This is a genomic window from Pararoseomonas sp. SCSIO 73927, assembly GCF_037040815.1.
Classification (GTDB): domain Bacteria; phylum Pseudomonadota; class Alphaproteobacteria; order Acetobacterales; family Acetobacteraceae; genus Roseomonas.
In genome coordinates, this window is sequence record NZ_CP146232.1 from 5208530 (window position 1) to 5226576 (window position 18047).

At 73.1% G+C, this 18047-nt stretch carries 20 protein-coding genes; 15 read left to right on the forward strand and 5 right to left on the reverse strand.

The features are described 5' to 3' along the window. Positions 1 to 75 precede the first annotated feature (75 nt). Complete coding sequence (locus tag VQH23_RS24610) at positions 76 to 1470, forward strand: oligosaccharide flippase family protein (RefSeq protein WP_338663301.1); 1395 nt, start codon at positions 76 to 78, stop codon at positions 1468 to 1470. Beyond that, complete coding sequence (locus VQH23_RS24615; protein ID WP_338663302.1) at positions 1467 to 2363, forward strand: hypothetical protein; 897 nt, start codon at positions 1467 to 1469, stop codon at positions 2361 to 2363. The genes VQH23_RS24610 and VQH23_RS24615 overlap by 4 nt, the downstream gene beginning before the upstream one ends. Here the strand turns inward: VQH23_RS24615 and VQH23_RS24620 are convergent. Together VQH23_RS24620 and VQH23_RS24625 are read right to left on the reverse strand one after the other, a co-directional pair. Further along, positions 2360 to 3172 (reverse strand): alpha/beta fold hydrolase, encoded by an 813-nt coding sequence (locus VQH23_RS24620; RefSeq protein WP_338663303.1) that lies wholly within the window; start codon positions 3170 to 3172, stop codon positions 2360 to 2362. The genes VQH23_RS24615 and VQH23_RS24620 overlap by 4 nt on opposite strands. A gap of 52 nt (positions 3173 to 3224) precedes the next feature. Further along, complete coding sequence (locus VQH23_RS24625; RefSeq protein ID WP_338663304.1) at positions 3225 to 4073, reverse strand: alpha/beta hydrolase; 849 nt, start codon at positions 4071 to 4073, stop codon at positions 3225 to 3227. Between the two features lie 192 nt (positions 4074 to 4265). Here VQH23_RS24625 and VQH23_RS24630 point away from each other — a divergent pair, with 192 nt between their 5' ends. From VQH23_RS24630 to VQH23_RS24690, 13 genes are all read left to right on the forward strand, one after another. Beyond that, a complete protein-coding gene (locus VQH23_RS24630) occupies positions 4266 to 5243 on the forward strand; it encodes a tripartite tricarboxylate transporter substrate-binding protein (protein ID WP_338663305.1) in 978 nt (325 codons plus the stop codon). A 20-nt stretch (positions 5244 to 5263) separates the two neighbouring features. After that, a complete protein-coding gene (locus tag VQH23_RS24635) occupies positions 5264 to 5989 on the forward strand; it encodes a protocatechuate 3,4-dioxygenase subunit beta (RefSeq protein ID WP_338663306.1) in 726 nt (241 codons plus the stop codon). A gap of 4 nt (positions 5990 to 5993) precedes the next feature. Beyond that, positions 5994 to 6596, forward strand: coding sequence for a protocatechuate 3,4-dioxygenase subunit alpha (gene pcaG, locus VQH23_RS24640; protein ID WP_338663307.1), 603 nt, complete (start codon positions 5994 to 5996; stop codon positions 6594 to 6596). An 8-nt stretch (positions 6597 to 6604) separates the two neighbouring features. Beyond that, a complete protein-coding gene (locus VQH23_RS24645; RefSeq protein ID WP_338663308.1) occupies positions 6605 to 7474 on the forward strand; it encodes a fumarate hydratase in 870 nt (289 codons plus the stop codon). 10 nt (positions 7475 to 7484) lie between these two features. After that, positions 7485 to 8123, forward strand: a complete 639-nt coding sequence (locus VQH23_RS24650; protein ID WP_338663309.1) for a fumarate hydratase C-terminal domain-containing protein — start codon at positions 7485 to 7487, stop codon at positions 8121 to 8123. Then, positions 8120 to 9034, forward strand: a complete 915-nt coding sequence (locus VQH23_RS24655; RefSeq protein ID WP_338663310.1) for an NAD(P)-dependent oxidoreductase — start codon at positions 8120 to 8122, stop codon at positions 9032 to 9034. Before VQH23_RS24650 ends, VQH23_RS24655 begins: the two co-directional genes overlap by 4 nt. Positions 9035 to 9080: 46 nt before the next feature. After that, entirely contained in the window at positions 9081 to 9821 is a 741-nt protein-coding gene (locus VQH23_RS24660; protein WP_338663311.1) for a GntR family transcriptional regulator, read from the forward strand. Positions 9822 to 9931: 110 nt separating this feature from the next. Further along, the gene (locus VQH23_RS24665; protein WP_338663312.1) at positions 9932 to 10540 is read left to right on the forward strand and encodes a glutathione S-transferase family protein; all 609 of its coding nucleotides are present in this window, start codon (positions 9932 to 9934) and stop codon (positions 10538 to 10540) included. Then, a complete protein-coding gene (locus VQH23_RS24670; protein ID WP_338663313.1) occupies positions 10533 to 11765 on the forward strand; it encodes a CaiB/BaiF CoA-transferase family protein in 1233 nt (410 codons plus the stop codon). The genes VQH23_RS24665 and VQH23_RS24670 overlap by 8 nt, the downstream gene beginning before the upstream one ends. Positions 11766 to 11777: 12 nt before the next feature. Further along, the gene (locus tag VQH23_RS24675) at positions 11778 to 12386 is read left to right on the forward strand and encodes a carboxymuconolactone decarboxylase family protein (RefSeq protein ID WP_338663314.1); all 609 of its coding nucleotides are present in this window, start codon (positions 11778 to 11780) and stop codon (positions 12384 to 12386) included. 11 nt (positions 12387 to 12397) lie between these two features. Beyond that, positions 12398 to 13186, forward strand: coding sequence for an enoyl-CoA hydratase/isomerase family protein (locus tag VQH23_RS24680; RefSeq protein WP_338663315.1), 789 nt, complete (start codon positions 12398 to 12400; stop codon positions 13184 to 13186). 35 nt (positions 13187 to 13221) lie between these two features. Next, positions 13222 to 14199, forward strand: a complete 978-nt coding sequence (locus VQH23_RS24685) for a tripartite tricarboxylate transporter substrate binding protein (RefSeq protein ID WP_338663316.1) — start codon at positions 13222 to 13224, stop codon at positions 14197 to 14199. A gap of 90 nt (positions 14200 to 14289) precedes the next feature. After that, entirely contained in the window at positions 14290 to 14745 is a 456-nt protein-coding gene (locus tag VQH23_RS24690; protein WP_338663317.1) for a MarR family transcriptional regulator, read from the forward strand. A 14-nt stretch (positions 14746 to 14759) separates the two neighbouring features. On the opposite strand, the gene VQH23_RS24695 is transcribed toward VQH23_RS24690, so the two are convergent. From VQH23_RS24695 to VQH23_RS24705, 3 genes are all read right to left on the reverse strand, one after another. After that, on the reverse strand, positions 14760 to 14954 hold the full coding sequence (locus VQH23_RS24695; protein WP_338663318.1) for a hypothetical protein: 195 nt from the start codon (positions 14952 to 14954) through the stop codon (positions 14760 to 14762). Positions 14955 to 14965: 11 nt separating this feature from the next. After that, positions 14966 to 16549 carry an FAD-dependent monooxygenase gene (locus VQH23_RS24700; RefSeq protein WP_338663319.1) on the reverse strand — a complete coding sequence of 528 codons (1584 nt, stop codon included), beginning with the start codon at positions 16547 to 16549 and terminating at the stop codon, positions 14966 to 14968. 163 nt (positions 16550 to 16712) lie between these two features. After that, positions 16713 to 18044, reverse strand: a complete 1332-nt coding sequence (locus VQH23_RS24705) for an aspartate aminotransferase family protein (protein WP_338663320.1) — start codon at positions 18042 to 18044, stop codon at positions 16713 to 16715. Positions 18045 to 18047: the final 3 nt, after the last annotated feature.

The following is an 18047-nucleotide window of genomic DNA, read 5'->3' on the forward strand; positions in this document are numbered from 1 at the left end:
CAGGCGCCGCCCAGCGGGCCGCAGCCGCACGTCTCGAATCTCGGATCGGGCCGGGGGCGCGCGCTGCTCTGGTCGGTGGTGGAGGGCGGCAGCCTCACGGTCCTCTCCCTCGTCGCGCTCGTCGTCTTCGCGCGGCTGCTGACGCCGGCGGAGGTGGGGCTGGCGGCGCTCGCGCTCGGCGTCGTGCAGCTGCTGAACCTGCCGGTGGAGATGCTGTTCCACGACGCGCTGGTGCAGCGCCGCTCGGTGGAGGACCGGCACTTCGACGCGGCCTTCACCGCATCGGCCGGGATGGGGCTGCTGATGGCCGGGCTGTGCTGGGCGGCCGAGCCGCTGCTGGGCGGGGTGGTGGACGGGAGCCTTCCTCTCGTCCTGGCCTGGATGTCGCTCTCCCTCCCCGCCTCCGGGCTCGCCTCCGCGCTCGTCGCGCGCAGCCGGCGGGAGTTCCGGTTCCGCTCGCTCGCCGCGCGCTCCCTCATCGCGCGGGCGGTCTCCTTCCTCGCGGGGATCGCCCTGGCCTTCGCGGACGCGGGGGTCTGGGCGATGGTGGCGCAGCACCTGCTGCAGGTCTGGCTCTCGGCCGTGGTGCTCTGGCTCGGGGCGCCGGACCGGCCGCGGCTGCGGGTGGCGCCGGCGGAGACGCGGGAGCTGGCGGGGTTCGGCGGCACGGCGACGGGCGCGCTGATCGTGGAATGGGCGGTGCACCGGCTGCTGACGCTGCAGATCGGCGCGGCGCTGGGGCTGGAGGCGGCGGGGCAGTTCTCCCTCGCCTCCCGCGTCGTGGACATGCTGCGCGCGACGGTGGCGGGCGCGCTGGTGCAGCCGGCGCTGCCGCTGATGGCGCGCCTGCAGGAGCGGCACCGGGCGCTGCGGGCGCTGTGGTCCGGCGCGACGGAGCTGACCTGCGCGATCACCTTTCCCCTTTTCGCGGGGCTGGCGGCGGTGGCGCCGGCGATGGTGGCGGCGGTGTTCGGGCCGGGCTGGGCGCCGGCGGCGCCGCTGGTGGCCGTGCTCTCGGTGGCGGCGATGCTGACCTTCGCGCGGCTCTACGCGGTGCCGGCGCTGACGGCGCTCGGGCGGCCGCGCGCGGTGCTGGGGGTGCGGCTGGCGGAGGTGCCGGCGCTGCTGGCGATCCCGCTGCTCGGGCCCGGGCTGGTCGGCGCCACGGCGGTCTATGCCTGGCGCGCGCTCCTCGCGCTGCCGGTGGAGGTGTGGGCGCTGCGCGGCGCGGCGGGGCTTTCCGCCCTGCGGCAGGCACGGGGGCTGCCCGCCCTCGCGCTGCTCGCGGGGGTGATGGGGGTGGCCGTTCACCTTCTCGGGGCGGGATTGGCGGGATGGCCGCCCGCGATCGTGCTGGCGGTGCAGGTGGCGGCGGGGGCGGTGCTGTGGTTCGTGCTGCTGGGGCTGGCCCGGCGCGTGCTGCTGCGGCGGCTGGTGCGGGTGGTGACACGGCTGGTGGGAAGAGGATGAGCATGGCGGGAATGGTGCCGCGCGACCTGGTCGTGGTGACGGCGGGGGACACGAACTTCATGGGCTTCATGCGGGGGATGGTTTCGTCCCTGCGCGCGCTGCCGGGGATGGAGGAGGTGCCGCTGCGGGTGATGGACCTCGGGCTGACCGGGGAGGACCGGGCCTGGCTGGCGGAGCGCGGGGCGGAGTTCGCGACGCCGCGCGGGCATTTCGGCGTGACGGCGGGGTCCGTGCCGGCGCACCACCTCGGCTACATCTCGCGCCCCTATTTCCGGGACTATTTCCCGGGCTATGGCCGGTACCTTTACGTGGACGGCGACGCCTGGCTGCAGCGGCGGGACTGCGTGGACGCCTACCTGGAGGGCGCGGCGGCGAAGGGGCTGTCGATCGCGCATGAGCGATCCCCGGACTACCGGTTCCAGGCCTGGCTGATGGCCTGGATGGCGAAGCACACCTATCTCGGCTTCGGGGTGCTGGACGCGGCCTGGCTGATGGTGGCGACGCCCGTCAATGCCGGGATCTTCTGCATGACGGACACGGCGCCGCACTGGGATGCCTGGGCGGCCAACTACGAGGGCGCCTACAGGCGGTCCGGCACCGTCGCGCCGCACGACCAGTACGCGCTGAACCTGCTGACGGCGGGGCGCCTGCTGGGGCGCGGGCGGCTGCCGGCGGCGATCCTGCCGCCGCGCTACAACTGGATCTGCGACCGCGGGCCGCCGATGTGGAACGACGCGGAGGGGGCCTTCTGCGAGCCGCGCGCGCCCTACACGGTGCTGGGGGCGCTGCACCTGGCAGGGCCTGCGAAGAAGGAGAGCTACGAGGTCCGGCGGACAGGCGGCGGGACCTTCCAGGCGATGCTGACCTGGGGCGCGCGGCCGCCGGGCGGCTAGGCCGGGCGCAGCACCTCCGCAAGGAAGGATTCCACGGCCGCGTTGAAGGGGCCGGGCGCCTCGATGCAGGGAAGATGGCCGGCATCGGGGATCTCGACGAAGCGGGCGTTGGAGATGGATCCGGTCATGGCGCGCATGGTGGTGGGCATGGCGCCGTCGGCGGCCCCGGCGACCAGCAGGACGGGCTGGCGCAGGCCGGGGAGCTCCGCGCGGATGTCGTAGGATTGCAGGGCGCGGGCGCAGGCGACGAAGCCGGGTTCGGGCGTCGTCGCGATCATGTCCCGCACGCGGGGGATGGCCGGGTGCCCCGCCGCGGTGGAGGCGGGGGAGAACCAGCGGGCCACCGTGACCGCGGCGAAGGCCTCCATGCCCTTCTGGCGTGCGAGGTCCATGCGGTCCTGCCAGGCCTGTGCCCCGCCCGGCGCGGTGGCGGCCTGCCCGTCCGAGGCGATGACGGCGGAGACGAGGTCCGGACGGCGCGCGGCGAGGAGGAGCGCGGTGGCGGCACCCATGGAGACGCCAACGACGACCGCGCTGCGGATGCCGAACACGTCCATCAGCGCGGCGGCGTCCTCCGCCAGGACGTCCAGGCTCGCGGGGTCGGGCGGGACTTCCGTGCCGCCGTGGCCGCGCTGGTCGTAGCGGAGGATGCGGTGGCGGCCGGCGAGGACGGCGACCTGCTCGTTCCAGACGGAGAGGTTCGTCACGAGGGAGTTGCTGAACACCATCGGGGGCGCACCCTCCGGCCCATCGAGGCGGCAGTGGAAGAGGAGGCCGTTCGCGCGCACCGATTGCGTCCCGTCTCTCAAGGCTTCTCTCCGCTCAGGCGTGGGTGGTGCCGGTCCCCGGCGGGACGGCGGATCAGGGGAGGTTCCGCGCGAAGGCGATGAGGGCTTCCGCCACGGCGGCGGGCTGTTCCGGCACCAGGGCGTGGCCGGCCCGCTCCACCACCACCCGGGTCACCTGCGGGCCGAGGCTGGCGCGCAATTCCTCGAGCGAGGGGGGTGCCGCGATCGCGTCCTCGGCGGCGGCGACGTAGAGCAGCGGGTGGCGCTCCGCCGCGCGGAGCCAGGCCTTGTCGGCGGTGGCGGCGGCCGCGGCGCGCTGGGCGATGGAGACCTCGGGGTGCCAGCCCGGCAACCACACCGTCGCGTCGTTGCCGGGCGCGAAGTAGGCGCGGCGGAGGTGCGACAGGCGCTCCTCGTCCGACAGGGTGAGGGTGAAGCTGGCGGTGATGGAGCGGCGGATCTCCGGGTCCACCTCCGTGCCGGTCACGGCGGCAAGGAGCGCGACAGCGCGCACAAGGTCCGGCCGGTCGTGCGAGAGCACGCGCGCCACCCAGTTCCCCGCCGCATGGCCCGCGACGATGGCGGGGCCGGCGCGCTCCGCCTCGATCGCGAGCGCCACGTCGGCCGCCATGTCGTGCAGCGTGGCGCCGGGGTGGAGCGGGGTGGAGCCGCCGATGCCGCGCGGCTCCGGCCGCAGCACGCGGAATCCGGCGGCGGCGAGACGCGGGGCGAGGTCGTCGAAATCCTCCTGTCCCCTTCCGAGGGAGGGCAGGAGGAGGATGAGGGGCCCGCTTCCCTCCCGCATCAGGGTCAGCCGCCCGGCGGGGATGTCCAGCGTGTCGTGTTCCACCATCGCGGCAGGCATCCCCGGCAATCCGATCGTCAGCAGCGCGAGGGCCGTGGCCGCCGAGCGACGCCGCATCCCCTTCCCTCCCCCTGCCCTCTGGCCGGGAACGGTGCCAGCGGCGGTGCTGAATGTCAAAAGGTCAGTCGATTGACATAAGGGAGGCGTTTCCGGCAGGCTTGCCCCCGTCCAGGGGATCGGGCTCAAGCTTCGATCCGCAGCGCAGGGCCGGAACGGCCCGCGCGGAACGTCCGGAAGGTTGGAACAGGAATGAGCATGCCGATTGGCCGCCGCGCGGCCCTTCTCGGAACCCTGGGCGCGGCGGCGGCCGCGGCGGGCCCGGCCCTCGGCCAGGGCGCGCGCACAGGCCGCGCCATCGTCGGATTCCCGCCCGGCGGCACGGCGGACAGCGTCACCCGTCTCTATGTCGAGCGGCTGCGCGCCGGCGGGATGGGGATGGTGGTGGACAACCGGCCCGGCGCCGGCGGGCGCCTGGCGCTCGAGGCCCTGAAGCCGTTGGCGCCGGACGGCACGGCCTTCGTCATCACGCCCGCCTCCATGATGACGATCTACCCGCATCTCTACTCGCGGACGCTGCGCTACGACCCGCTGAAGGACTTCACGCCGGTCTCGCCGGTCTGCCTGTTTCCCTTCGGGCTCGCGGTCTCCTCGAAGCACCCGGCGCGGACGCTGCAGGAGTTCGTGGCCTGGGGGAAGGGCCGCCCCTCCGTGGACTGGGCCTCGCCCGTTCCGGGCTCCATGCCGCACTTCATCGGCACGGAGATGGCGCGCATGGCCGGGCTGACGATGAGTCACATCCCCTATCGCGGCTCCGCCCCGGCGGCGGCGGACCTGCTGGGCGGCACGCTGGCGGCGGTGATCCTGCCGCTGGGCGAGCTGACGGCCTTCCATCGGGCGGGTGAGGTGCGGCTCCTCGCCATCTCCTCGCCGCAGCGCCTGCCGCGGCTGCAGGAAGTGCCGACCTTCGCGGAATCCGGCTTCCCCGACCTGGTGCACGAGGAGTGGTACGGCGCGATGCTGCCGGCCGGGGCTTCGCCCGCCACGGTCTCCGCCCTGCACGAGGCGATCGTGGCCGCGGCGGGCACGGCGGAGATCCGGGACGCGCTGACGCGGATCGACATCGCGCCGGCGACGATGGAGCCCGGCGCCTTCCGCGAGCGCATCGCGCGCGAGACGGCCGCCTGGGGCCCGATCGTCGCCGCGTCCGGTTTCAGGCCGGACGAGTGAGGGAAGAGGAGCGGGCCGCCATGGACACCAACTTCCCCCCGCCGCCCTTCCCCGATCGCTTCGAGCCCTTCCCGGAGGGGATCGAGCCGGCGGTGCCGATCGAGGGCTACCCCAACACCTGGACGCACACCCCCGCCCAGCCCCTGATCCGCCGCCCGGTGACGCGCACCGAGGCGACGGGGCCGCTGGAGCTGTGGCGCAAGCTGCCCTGCGACGAGAGCAACCTGGCCGTGCTCGGGCCGGGGCGGATGGCGCAGGGGCAGCTGATGCACATGTCCGGCCGCATCCTGGACGAGGCGGGGCGGCCGGTGCGCGGGGCGGTGGTGGAGCTCTGGCAGGCGAACGCGGCCGGGCGCTACTACCACCCGATCGACCAGCGCGACGCACCGCTGGACCCGAACTTCGTGGGCAATGGCCGCGTGCGGACGGATGAGGAGGGGCGCTACGCCTTCTTCACGATCAAGCCCGGTGCCTATCCCGTGCCGGTGAAGGACACGTGGTGGCGGCCGCCGCACGTCCATTTCTCCGTGCTCGGGCCCTCCTCGCTCTCGCGGCTGGTGACGCAGATGTACTTCCCGGGCGACCCGATGAACGAGTGGGACCGGATCCTGCAATCCATTCCGGACGCGGCGGCGCGGGACCGGCTGGTGGCGCGGCAGACGCATCCGGCCGAGGTGGGCGACGGGTGGATCGCCTTCACCCACGACATCGTCCTGCGCGGCCGCTACGCGACGCCGGAGGCCTGAGCCGATGGACACCTTTGCGCCAGTCTCCCAGCACACGATCGGGCCGTTCTTCCCGCGGACCTTCTTCACGGAGGGCGACAACGACCTGACGCGGCTGCACGCGGGGGCGCAGCCCACGGCGCGCGGAGAGGCGATCCTGATCCGCGGGCGGGTGACGAAGGAGGGTGGCCTTCCCTGCATCAACATGATCCTGGAAGCCTGGCAGGCGGATGCGGAGGGCCGGTTCAAGCATCCAGCCGACCCAGAGCAGCACCTGGCCGATCCGGACTTCCTGGGCTGGGGGCGGGCCTGGACGGATGCGGAGGGGCATTACGAGTTCCGCACCCTGATGCCCGGCGGCTACGACGACCCGGCGGGGCGGCGGGCGCCGCATGTCAACCTGACCGTCATGGGAGCCGGGCTGATGCGGCGCGTGCTGGCGACGCTGTTCTTCCCGGACTTCACCGAGGCCAATGCGGCCGATCCGCTGCTGGTCCTCGTGCCCGAGGCGCGGCGCGCGAAGATCGTGGCCGTGCCGGAGGGTGAGCGGGACGGAGCGCGCGTGTTCCGTTTCGACATCCACCTGCGCGGCGGGGTGGAGGAGGAAACGCCCTTCTTCGAGGACTGAGAGGCGAGATGCCGATCACCTACGACATGATGAAGCGCGCGACCGCCCAGCTCTACGAGTGGTCGTTGCGGAAGGTGCCGGACGACACGCTGGACGCGCTGCGCCGCGCGCGGGAGAGCGAGACGAACCAGGTGGCACGGAAGACGCTGGGCATCCTGCTGCGCAGCGCGGAGATGGCGGAGACGCAGGACCGGCTGGTCTGCTCCGATTCCGGGGTGCCGAACTACGTCATCTCCATCGGGACCGGGGTGCGGCTGGAGGGGGACATCAAACGGGCCGTCGCGGACGGGTTCGACGAACTGGTGGCGACGACCAACCCGCCGCTGCTGAAGCACGTGACCAACCCGCTGACGAACGAGCGCAGCTATCGCGGGAAGGAGATGCCGCTGGTCACCTGGGACCTGGCGGACGGGGCGGACCATGTGGAGATCGTGTGCCAGCCCAAGGCGCTCGGCTCCGGGCGCTGGGCGGCGATGGAGATTTTCACCTTCCCGACGCTGGAGCAGATCGAGCGCTACGTCATGGAGTGCGTGCTGAAGGCGGGTTCCCAGCACTGCCCGCCGGTGAGCATCGGCGTGGGGATCGGCGGCACCTTCGACTACTGCGCGAAGCTGGCGGCCCGCGCGACGCTGCGGCCCTACGGCACGGTAAACCCGGAGCCGATCCTGGCAGCAATGGAGGAGCGGCTGCTGCGCGCCGTGAACGCCACGGGGTTCGGGCCGATGGGCACGGGCGGGGACACCACGGCGCTGGGCGTGCATGTGGAGTACGCGGCGGGGCACGGCTTCACGCCCGTGGCCGTAGCGTTCAACTGCTGGATCAACCGGCGCACCCGCGCCCGCCTCTACGAGGACGGGCGGCTGGAGCGGGTGGAGTAAGGGGGCCGCCATGGAGGAGGAGATCCGGCGGCTGCGGCTGCCGCTCTCGGCGGAGGACGCGCTGTCGCTGCGCGCCGGTGACATGGTGCTGCTCGACGGGGAGATCACCATCACCGCCGGGCTGCCCACGCATCACCGCATCGTGGAAGTAGCGGAGGGCCAACGCGAGGCGCCGCGCGACCTGCACAGAGGCAGCCTGTTCCACCTCGGCAGCTACTCGCGCGAGACGGATGGGGGCGGGTTCGAGGTGCTTTACATGAACCCCACAACGAGCACGCGCTTCAACCCGCTGATGCCCGGGCTGATCCGGCACTTCGGCCTGCGCGCCGTGGGCGGCAAGGGCGGGCTGGACGCGGCCTGCGTGGAGGCGTTGCGCGAGGTGGGCGGGGTGTACCTCTCCTTCGTCGGCGGCGGGGCGCCGCTGCTGTCGGACGCGATCCGGGCGGTGGTGGCGGTGAACTGGAACGATCTGGTCTCGCACTACCGGCTGGTGACGCTGGAGGTGGAAGGACTGGGGCCGCTGACCGTGGGCATCGACGCGCACGGCAACAGCCTCTACGGCAGCCTCAGCGAAACGGCGGCGGCGCGGATGCCGGAGATCATGGCCGAGCTCGCCCGCGCGCGGGCGGCGGCGGGGGGAACGGCATGAGCCGCGAGACGATCCTGGCGCTGGCCGCCCTGCCGCAGGACCTGCGCGACGCGCTGGCGGCCGAGTACGACGTGCTGGGCGCGGAGGACGCGGCGGCGAGCGATACGCGCATCGCCGTGACCACGGGCATGGTGGGGGCCGATGCGGCGGCGATGGCGGCGCGGCCGGGGCTGCGGCTGATCGCCTCCATGGGTGTCGGTCTGGACAAGATCGACCTGGGTGCCGCCCGGGCGCGCGGCATCGCGGTGAGCCACACGCCGGACGAGCTGACGGAGGACGTCGCGGATTTCGCGATCGGGCTGATCTACGCCGCCACCCGCCGCATCGCGGAGGCGGACCGTTTCGTGCGCGCGGGGCGCTGGATGCGGGGGCGGATGAGCCCGGGCACTAGCCTGTACCGCAAGCGCGCGGGGGTGGTCGGGCTGGGGCGGATCGGGGCGGCCATCGCCCGCCGCGCGGCGGGGATCGGGATGGAGGTGGGCTGGACCGGGCCGCGCCCGAAGCCGGAGGCGCCCTGGCCGTACCACCCGGACGTCGCGGCCCTGGCCGAGTGGGCAGACGTGCTGATCCTGGCGACGCCGGGCGGGGCGGAGACGCGGCACATGGTGGATGCCCGCGCCCTGGCCGCGCTCGGGCCGCGGGGCGTGCTGGTGAACATCGCGCGCGGGTCCGTGGTTGATGAGGCGGCGCTGCTGGAGGCGCTGGAGGGAGGCGGCATCGCGGCGGCCGGCCTGGATGTCTTCGCGAGCGAGCCGGGGCTCGATCCGCGCTTCCTCGCGCTGGAGAACGCGGCGCTGGCGCCGCACTACGCCTCTCTCACGCATGAGACACGGGCGGCGATCATCGCGCGGATGCTGCGGGACATCGCGGCGTTCCGGGCGGGCGGGACGTTCTTCGATGCCGCGGCCTGAGGCCGCGGCGCTTCTGCGCGCGGGCGGAGATGTGCGACAAGGGGGGATGGACGCCCCTTCCGGCAAGCTCGACCTCAGCCGCAGCGCCGTGCCGCGCTACATCCAGCTGGCCACGCTGTTCCGCCGGAGGATAGAGGGCGGGACCTGGAAGCTGGGGCAGCAGATCCCGACGGTGGACGATCTGGCGGCCGAGTGCAGCGTGGCGCGCGCCACCATCCGCCAGGCGCTGGACGAGCTGGAGGCGGACGGGCTGATCGAGCGGTTCCGCGCCAAGGGGACCTTCGTGCGCAAGACGCCGGCGAACCGGCTGTGGTGCGACGTGGAGGCGGACTGGAACGGCCTCCTCCGCTCCCGCGAGGGCGCGGAGATCGAGATCCTGTCCGACGCCGACGGCCTGCCCGGCGAAACCATCCCCGACAGCATCGGCGAGCCCGCGCCGCTCTACCGGCACATCCGGCGTCGCCACTGGCGGGACGGGCAGCCCTTCCTGCTGGCCGATGTCTATCTCGACGCGCGCCTCTCTCCCCTCGTCAGCGCGGAGGACCTCTCGACCAAGACGGCGCTGCGCCTCGTCTCCGGGCTGAAGGGGGTGCAGGTGGTGGATGCGCGGCAGACGCTGACGATCGGCGTGGCGGATGTGGAGAGCGCGGGCGCGCTGCAGCTGCCGCTGAACGCGCCGGTGGCCTTCGTGCACCGCGCCGCCGTGGACGCGAAGGGCACGCTGGTGCTGGTGGCGGACGGCATCTACCGCGGGGACGTGGTGCGCATCGACATCAAGCTGAAGTAGGCGGCCCTGCTGGCGGATCAGGCTGGACGCGGCGAGCGACGGGCCATAAAAGACATAGGACTGACCTAACGAACATTGAGGAACGTCATGACCCGTCCGGTCTTCCTGCGATGAAGCTGCACTGGTCCCCGCGCTCGCCCTTCGTGCGAAAGGTGATGATCGCGGCGCACGAGCTGGGGCTGGCGGAGCGGATCGGCACGGTTCGCACCGTGGTCCGCATGGGTAAGCCGAACGAGGCGCTGCTGCCAGACAATCCGCTGAGCAAGATCCCGACGCTGGTGCTGGATGATGGTCAGGTGCTGTTCGATAGCCTGACGATTGTCGAGTACCTGGACGATCTCGCGGGCGGCAGCCTCTTCCCGCCAAGGCCCGCGCGGTTCGAGGCGCTGACGCGGCACGCGCTCGGCACCGGGCTGCTAGATCTGCTCATCCTGTTCCGCAACGAGCGCGACAAGCCGGCGGAGCGGAGGACGGCGGAGTGGCTGGAGAGCTTCGCGGTGAAGACCGACGCCTCGCTGGACCGGCTGGAGCGGGAGGCCCCTGCCCTTTCCGAGAAGCCCTTCGATGTCGGGCACATCGCGATCGGCTGCGCCCTCTCCTACCTCGATTTCCGCTTCAGCGACATGGACTGGCGAGCGGGGCGCCCGGCCATCGCGGCGTGGCACGCGGCGTTCCTTGAGCGGCCTTCCGTGCAGGCGACGGAGGCGGTGGATGACTGAGGCGCGGCAGGGCCCGCTCTCCCATGTGCGGGTGCTCGATCTCAGCCGGATCATGGCGGCGCCCTGGGCCACGCAGATCCTCGCCGATCTCGGCGCGGACGTGATCAAGGTGGAGCGGCCGGGCGCGGGCGACGACACGCGCGGCTGGGGGCCGCCCTTCCTGAAGGACCGGGAGGGGAACCCGACGAAGGATGCCGGCTACTTCCTGGCGGTGAACCGCGGGAAGCGCAGCGTGACGATCGATATGGCCAGGCCCGAGGGGCAGGCGGTGATCCGGCGGCTGGCCGAGGGCGCGGACATCGTGCTGGAGAACTTCAAGGCCGGGGCGCTGGCGAAGTACGGGCTGGACGCCGCATCGCTGCGCGCCGTGAACCCGCGGCTGATCTACTGTTCCGTGACGGGCTTCGGGCAGGACGGGCCGCGGGCGGACCAGGCGGCCTACGACTTCGCTATCCAGGCCATGGGCGGGCTGATGAGCGTGACGGGCGAGCGCGACGACGCGCCCGGCGGCGGCCCGCAGAAGGTCGGCGTGCCCATCGTGGACCTGATGACCGGGATGTATGCCGGCATCGCGGTGCTGGCGGCGCTGGCGCGTCGGAACGAGACAGGGGTGGGCGAGACGATCGACCTCGCCATGCTCGACGTGCAGGCGGCGTTCCTGGCGAACCAGGCGACGAACTGGCTGCTCTCCGGCCGCGCGCCGAAGCGCGGCGGCAACCGGCACCCGAACATCCAGCCGCAGGACGTGTTCCCCTGCGCGGACGCGCAGCTCGTGCTGGCCGTGGGCAATGACGGGCAGTTCCGGAAGCTCTGCGAGGCGATCGGGCGTGCGGAATGGGCGGATGACGAGCGCTTCGCCACCAACGCCGCGCGCGTGCGCAATAACCCCGAGCTGACGCCGCTGCTGGCGGCGCGCTTCCGCGACTTTCCGCGCGCGGAGCTGATGGCGGCGCTGGACGCCGCCGGCGTGCCCTGCGCGCCGATCAACACGATCCCCGAGCTCTTCGAGGACCCGCAGATCGGCCACCGCGAGATGCTGCGCCACCTGCCGCACCCCGTGGCCGGCACCGTGCCGCAGGTGGTGAGCCCGCTGCGCTTCGCCGAGAGCCCCCTGCGCTTCGACCGCGCCCCGCCCACGCTGGGCCAGCACACCGAGGAGGTGCTGGCGGAGCTGGGGCTGGGCGCGGACGAGATCGCCGGCCTCGCCGCGCGCGGCGTTACCTGAGAGGAGCCGAGCATGGCCCGTATCCCGCTCCCCGGCCCTGAGGAGCTGACCCCGGAGCAGCGCAAGGTCTATGATTCCGTCCTCGCCGGCCCGCGCGGCCAGGTGATCGGCCCGCTGCGCGCGGTGATCCACAGCCCGGACCTTGCCGCGCGCTGGTCGGCGCTGGGTGAGTTCCTGCGCTTCGGCACGTGCCTGCCGAAGCGGCTGAACGAGCTGGCGATCGTCGTCACGGGGCGGCGCTGGTCCAGCCAGGTGGAGTGGTGGGTGCATGCGCGCGCGGCGGCGGAGGCCGGGATCGCGCAGCACGCCATCGACGCGATCCATCGCGGCGAGCCGCCCGCCTTCGAGGACGCGGACGAGGCGCTGGTCTATGAGTTCGCCCGCGCCCTGCAACTGGACGGCCAGGTCCCGACCGCGACTTACGATGCGGCGCGGGAGCGCTGGGGTGCGCGCGGCGTGGTCGAGCTGACGGCGGTGGTCGGCTACTACACGATGGTCTCGATGACGCTGAACGCGCACGAGATCCCCCTGCCGGACGGCGTCGCGCCCGTGCTTTCCCCACCGGAGACCGGGCTGGCGCCGCTCGCCCCCGCGGGGCAGCCCGCGCGCGCCGCGGAGTAGAGGAGATGGCGATGATTCCGGGCCTCGAAGGGCTGGAGCGCTTCCGCGTGGAGCTGGAGGAGCACGTGGCGACCGTTACCATCGCCGCGCCGCCGGTGAACGCGCAGGACCGGCGCTTTCGCGAGGAGATCGTGCGCGTCTTCGACGTGATCCACGACACGGCGGATGTGCGCGCGGTGGTGCTGACGGGTGAGGGCCGCGCCTTCTCCGCGGGGGCCGACCTGCGGGAGCGGCCGAACCTGGCGGAGGAGCCGGGCGGCTATCCCCGGCACAACCGGATGGTGCGCGCCTCCTTCGACGCGGTGATGGAGTGCGGCAAGCCGATCGTGGCGGCCGTGAACGGCGCGGCGATCGGGGCGGGCTGCGTGCTGGCGCTGTGCTGCGACATCCTGGTCGTGGCGGAGGAGGCCTTCCTCTCCATGACGGAGGTGGATGTGGGGCTGGCGGGCGGCGTGCGGCACGTGCTGCGCTTCTTCGGCCAGTCCGACGCGCGGCTGATGATCTACACGGCGAAGCGCATGACGGGGCCGGAGCTGTACCGGATGAACGCTGCCTCGCTCTGCGTGCCGAAGGAGCGGCTGGTGGAGGAGGCGACGGCGATCGCGCGGCAGATCGCCTCCAAGGCGCCGCTTGCCGTGCAGGCCGCCAAGCGCTCCTTCAACCTGACGGAGGAGATGCCGCTGCGGGACGGCTACCGCTACGAGCAGAGCCAGACCGTGGCGCTGGCCCGCACGGAGGACACGCGGGAGGCGCAGCGCGCCTTCGCGGAGAAGCGCAGGCCCGTCTTCCAGGGGCGGTGAACAAGGGCGGGCCGGAGCCCGCAGGAGGAGGCGCCATGCCCACACGTCGCCAGGCTCTCGGCCTGTTCGCGGCCGCGCCAGCGCTGCGCGGCGCGCCCGCCCTCGCCCAGGGAGGGTTTCCTGATCAACCGGTGCGGGTGATCGTGCCCTTCGCGGCGGGCGGGCCGGCGGACATCATCGCCCGGATCATCGGCCCGGCCATGACCCGGGCGCTGCGGCAGCCCGTGGTGGTGGACAGCCGTTCCGGCGCCGGCGGCATGGTGGGGGTGGAGGCGGCGGCGCGGAGCAGGCCGGACGGGCTGACGACCGTGCTCGCCTCCACCGGTGCGATCGTCGTGTTGCCGCAGATTATGCCGCGCATGGCCTATGACGTGGCGAAGGACCTGGCGCCCGTCATCCACGTCCTCTCCGTTCCGCAGATCCTCGTCGTAAGCCCGAAGCTCGGCCTGAAATCGGTGGAGGAGCTGGTGGCGCTGGCGAAGCGGCGGCCGGGGCGTCTCACCTACGGGTCGGCGGGCAATGGCAGCTCCCTCCACCTCGCCGGGGAACTGTTCCGATTGAGGATGGGGATCGACATCGTGCACGCGCCCTACCGGGGCGCGGCGCCCGCCATCACGGATCTCCTGGGCGGCACGATCGACATGGTGCTGGCCGATGTGCCGGTGGTGCTCTCGCATGTCCGTGGCGGCGCGCTGCCGGGACTGGCCGTCACAGCGGAGCGGCGGCTGCCCGCCCTGCCCGACCTGCCCACCATGGCGGAGGCGGGCGCGAGGGACGTGATTTCGGAGACCTGGTACGCCCTTTTCGCGCCGTCGGGGACGCCGGCGGAACGCGTCGCCGTCCTGCACGGCGCCGTCGCGGCGGCGCTGCGGGACGAGGACACGCGGCGCAGCCTGGCGGAGCAGGGCGGGCTCGTTGTCGGCGGCACGCCGGAGGAGCTGGGCGCCTTCGTCCGTGCCGAGACCGCGAAGTGGGGCGAGATCATCCGGCTGGCCGGCATCAGGGTCGATTGACGGCCATCGCCCGGGTGGAAGCGGCGGAGCGCGCGGGCTAGAGGGGCCCGGGCGGCGCCGTTGCCGGCCGGACGGAATCCCAGGCGCGAGATGACATCCCCGCTCGAGAAGGCCCTGACCTACCGGCTGCACCGGCTGCACAAGCTGACGGATCGCGAGAGCGAAGCGGCGTATCTGGGTAGGCTGGGCATACCGCTGGGCGAAGGGCGTTGCCTCGCGGCCATCGGGGCCTTCGCGCCCCTCTCCGTGCAGGACCTCGCCCGGCGGGCCAACCTGAACAAGGCGCAGGCGAGCCGGGCGGCGCAGTCGCTGGTGGAACGGGGGCTGGTGGACAAGCGGGCCTCGGCCGAGGACGGCCGGAGCGTGGTGCTGACGCTGACGCCGGGCGGGACCGACCTCTGGGCCAGGACCATGGCGACCATCGGCGCGCTGAACGACCGCTTCTTCGGGGGGCTGAGCGACGGGGAGCGGGAGGTGTTCGGGCGCCTGCTGGACCGCGCCATCGCGCGGGCCGAGGCCCGGCTGGGCGGCGCCGAGGAGGGCTGATCCGGGCCGGCCGGCTAGTTCGGCACCAGACCTGCCCCGATGTTGTCGGCGGCGCCCTGGATGATTGTCAGCACCTCCTCCGCCGAGCCCTGCCGGGCGATCAGCGCGAGGCTGACCATGGCGAGAAGCAGCTGGGCGTTCCCCTCCCCCACCCGCTCCAGGGCCTTGCAGAGGGCGGTGTAGCTGCGATCCAGGTCTTCGGCGTGCATTACGTCGCCTCTCAGGCCGGCTCGTGGAGGCGGCGCGGGGCGTGGCGCTCCAGCGCGGTCGCGATCGCGGCGGGGTCGGGTTCCGCCCATCGGGCGAGGACGTAGCCATCCGGGCGGATGAGCCAGGCCGCGCCCTCGGCGGCGCCGTAGCGCGCCCGCGCCAGCCCTTCGGCGTCCACCGGGCATCCCGGGCGCGGCGACGCGCCGGGGGGGAGCAGCGTCATCGGCGTGACGTCCTCGGGCAGGGGTGAGAGCGGGGCCGCGTCCCCGGTGGCGAAGCGCAGCAGCACAAAGCCCTGACCGAAGGCCTGGCTGAGGTGTCGCGGGCCTTCGCTGGAAAGGATCGGCGCGTCGGGCGCGGGCAGGCCGGGCGCGGCGGCGGCGCCGAGGAGCGCACCGTCCCCGTGCTGGCCGAGCGGGGCGGTCGGGTAGCGGACGGGGGCGGACTGGCGGGGGTTAATGAGGGAGCGCACCGCCTCGTCCTCCAGGGAGAGCCGCAGCGCGGCGTCGCGCATCAGGCGGAAGGCGAAGCTCGGCGGCGCCATGAACTCGGTGCTCTTCGCGCCGTAGGCGATGTTCTCGCGCGCCGCGGCCAGCCTCTCCTCCGAGTAGCCGTCCAGCAGGCCGTCCCCGCCATGGCCGTGCAGCACGCGGGCGAGCTTCCAGGCGAGGTTGCCGGCATCGTCGAGGCCGGAGTTGAGGCCCCGCACGCCGAAGATGGGGACGAGGTGCGCCGCATCCCCGGCGAAGAGCACGCGGCCGTGCCGGTAGGCGCCGAGCGTCAGGCACTTGGCGTTGTAAATGGAGATCCAGAGCGGCTTCCAGGGCGCCGTCTCGCCGATCATCTCGAGGTGGCTGCGCACGCGGGGAAGGACGTTCTCCGGCCTCACCGCCTCCTCCGGGTCCTCGTCGTCGCGCAGCTGGTAGTCGATGCGCCAGACCTTGTCGGGCTGGCGGTGCATGAGGATGGTGGAGCCGGGGTTGGACGGGGGATCGAACCAGGCGAGGCGCTCCACCGGGCGCTCCGTCTCCTGCTCGATGTCCACGATGACGTAGCGGCCCTCGTACTGCACGCCCTCGAGCCGGAGGCCGAGCAGGTCGCGCACGGTGCTGCGGCCGCCGTCGCAGGCGACGACCCAGGCGGCGCGGAGCCGGCGCCCCTCGCCGTCCGCGCCCCGCAGTTCCAGCTCGACGTGATCCTCCCGCCGGTGCAGGCCGGTGAGGCGGGTGGACCACTCCACCGTCGCGCCGACGCGCAGGGCCGCCTCGTGGGCGTGCCTCTCCACGTAGTACTGCTGGATGTTGACCATGGGCGGGAAGCGGTCGCCGGGTTCGGACGGCATGCGGAAGCGCAGCACCTCCCGCGTGCCGTAGAAACTGCGCCCCTCGGTCCAGCCCAGGCCCTTCTCGAGAACGGGGCGGTCGATCCCGGCCCAGCCGAGGATCTCCAGCGAGCGGCGGGAGATGCAGATGGCGCGGCTGCCGGTGCAGTAGCCCTCATCGGCCTCGATGACCGTGGCGGGCACGCCCTGCCGGCCCAGCAGCGCGGCGAGGGTCAGGCCGACGGGACCGCCGCCGATGATGGCGACGGGCAAGGGGGGTCGCGCTGCCGGGTCCATGGCCTGCCTCGCTCCCCTCGGTCTCGCCATCGGCCAGGATCATCCGGGCCAACTGGTTGCGTGCGCAACCTTCTAGTCCGTTCCCGTCTCCCGGCGCAAGAGGTTGCCCTGTGCCCGGCCATCGAGAGGCGCCCGGGGATCAGGCGCCGAGGAGTTCGTCCATCGTCCCGAGGAGGATGTCGGCCTGCTCCCGCGTCAGGCAGAGGGGCGGGCGGATCTTCAGGATGTTGGCGCCGGGGCCGGAGGCGCTGATGAGGATGCGGCGCTCGCGCAGCGCGTTCACGAGGCGGGTCGTCTCGGTGGTGGCGGGCTCCTTCGTCGCGCGGTCCCGCACCAGCTCGCAGCCGATGGAGAGGCCGGCGCCGCGCACGTCGCCGATGAGGGCGTGGCGCGCGGCGAGCGCGCGCAGGCCGTCCACCAGGTAGGCGCCCACGGCGGCGGCGTTCTCCGCCAGCCCTTCGTCGCGCAGCACCTGGAGCACGGCGAGCCCGGCGGCGGCGGAGACGGGGTTGCCGCCGAAGGTGTTGAAGTAGCGCACCTGCCCCCCGAAGCGCTTCAGCAGCTCCGGCCGGATGACGAGGCCGGCCAGCGGGTGGCCGTTCCCCATGGGCTTGCCCATGGTCACGATGTCCGGCTCCACCCCGTGGCGCGCGAAGCCCCACATGGTGCCGGTGCGCCCGAAGCCCGGCTGCACCTCGTCCGCGATGAGGAGGGCGCCGGCGGCGCGCGCGGCCCCTGCGGCGCCGGCCAGGAAGCCGGCGGGATCGGGGAAGACGCCGTCGGAAGTGAACATCGTGTCCACCAGCAGGGCGCAGGGGCGGATGCCGTGGCGCGCGAGGCCGGCGAAAGCGGCCGCAATGTCGGCGGCGAAGCGCGCGGGCATGTCGGGGCCGCCGCGATAGGCGTCGGGCGGCGGCACCGTGGCGACATGGCGGCCGAGCGGCGCGCCCTCACCGAGCGAGGGGGAGAGCTCCGCGAGGGAGGCGGTGACGCCGTGATAGGCGAGCGAGGTGACGACGATCCCCTCGCCGCCCGTGTGGGCGCGGGCGATGCGGAGGGCGAGGTCGTTCGCCTCGGATCCCGTGCAGGTGAACATCGCGTGGCCGAGGGAGGCGGGAAAGGTCACCAGCAGGGCTTCCGCGAGGTCCAGCACCGTCTCGTGCAGGTAGCGCGTGTGGGTGTTCAGCAGCGCGGCCTGACGCGCGATCGCCTCCACCACGCGGGGATGCGCGTGGCCCATGGAGGCGACGTTGTTGTAGCAGTCCAGGTAGCGGTTCCCGTCCGCGTCGAAGAGCCAGGCTCCCTCCCCGCGCACGAGGTGCACGGGGTGCTCGTAAAAGAGGCGGTAGGCGGGGCCGAGGAGGCGCTGTCGGCGCTCCACCATCGCCCGCTCCCGCTCCGACAGGCCTGCGGCGCGGGAGGGGTCGAAGGCGTTGATCATGCTCGTGCTGCGCGGGCTGTCGTCGGGCATCGC